At 42.0% G+C, this 1,728-nt stretch carries 1 protein-coding gene; it reads right to left on the bottom strand.

The genetic code is table 11. The annotated features are described in order from the left end of the window. On the bottom strand, positions 1–1,663 hold a 1,663-nt coding region (locus B0181_RS11225; RefSeq protein WP_158078977.1), incomplete at its 3' end, for a ShlB/FhaC/HecB family hemolysin secretion/activation protein. Positions 1,664–1,728 lie beyond the last annotated feature (65 nt).

The following is a 1,728-nucleotide window of genomic DNA, read 5'->3' as shown; positions in this document are numbered from 1 at the left end:
TGTCTTGTCTGATTAGGATGCCATTATCCGCTGATAATGAACGCTCTCCATCAAAGCCTCTGACGGTGTATCTGCCACCAATGGCCATCTTTAAATCTGGTGTTAGACTGTCTGTGGCATATTGGGCTTTGAGTGTGGTGCTGTGGATGATGGGCAGTGGTTTATTGTTAATACTTGGGTTGTATTTACTTGTTAGATTGGCGTTTAATTGATAAATGCCAACACGAGCTGAGCCTTCATCAAACAGCTCTTCTGGTGAAGGTAAAGCATTAAAAGCGGCGGTACCACGTTTATAAGAAATATCGGTGCTTAGGCTATGATTGGCTTGTTTGCCAAAAGCAGTCTCATGGCTAATACCAAATAAATACCCTGCGGTTTTACGGGTTTGTACATCAATGATTGTGCCATCAATATCACTTTCTTGGGATTTGACATAACCACCAGCATACACATAGCTTTTGCTATGAGCATCTCTGCGTACCAGATGAGACAGCTTAGCGTTGTACCCACTGGATTTACCGCCATAGATATAATCTTGGGTACTACCTGCTACGGTTTGATGATAGGTGTAACGATTGGCATTTAGTTGTAATAAACTATTTTTCATTGGAAGAACGTAGCCAATGCCATAATTCTTAGAGCCTTTGCTCTTATCAGAGGGGTAATCTTTGTCATCATTGATTTGATTACCCAAATCTCGCCCAAAGCTAAGATAGAATAAATCGTTTAAATTTGCCAAATTATCCACACTAAGTGTTGCCACGCCTTGATATTTCCCTGTGGATTTAGAGCCTGAATCATCAATGCTTAGACTGCCACGAATACGGCGATGCTGAGTGTAATCAATTAAAATATCGCTAAAGCCAAGGGTGTTGATGGCATTATCTGCTGATGGATTTAAACCAGTATGACTTGGTGCAATTTTAAAATTAGCATCAGCACTTGGCACACGTTTAAAATTCTCAAGCGTGGTTTCTAAATCACGGATGTTTAATAGCTTACCTGGCTGTGTGGTGAGTGCTGTGTCTAAGATGGCAGGCTGAGTGATGGCAGGATATGATTGGTTGGCAGTGTCTTTGACTGTGTTTTTAACATAGACAGGTACTTTACTATCCGCTGTATTTACCACCACCTGAGCAATTTTACCAGGGATTAGGGTTAATCTTAGCTCACCATCTGCCAAATTCTGATTGCCCACCATAATACGACTGGTGACATAGCCTTGTTCAATGAGGCGGTTTTGCACACGAGTAGCAACAGCATTGATGTCAGCGACTGTCATACACTTGCCTAATACACTGCTACTACCCATGATTTCAGGTATGAGTGCAAAGCCAAGCTTGTCGGCAAAGATAAGATCATCTTGGGATAACACCGAATAACCCATCTTATGAATATCAAAGCAAATGGCGTTATCTGCTGCGGGTTGTTCTTGAATTTGGGTGGTGGTATCAGTGGTAGCTATATCCACCACCACGCTTGGGTTTGGTACCAATTGCTCTAGCAATGCCTGATTACGAGCATCTTGGGTCTGGATTAGGGTTTGGTTGGCGGTGTTGGCAATCAAGAAATCATCCACTGCTTGTGCGGTATTGATTTGTGATATGACTCCTAAAGCAATCCAAGTGGTTAGGGTTAACGGTTTTAAACAAAAGCGTGTCATGGCCATCCAATCAGTATTTAAAGTTACCCGATTGTAACTTATGAATTGGGGCTGTACTAGATTAG

The organism is Moraxella caviae, from assembly GCF_002014985.1.
In the GTDB taxonomy this organism is placed as follows: domain Bacteria; phylum Pseudomonadota; class Gammaproteobacteria; order Pseudomonadales; family Moraxellaceae; genus Moraxella; species Moraxella caviae.
Note: the sequence above shows the minus strand (reverse complement) of the source record. Positions and strands in the feature narration are given on the sequence as shown.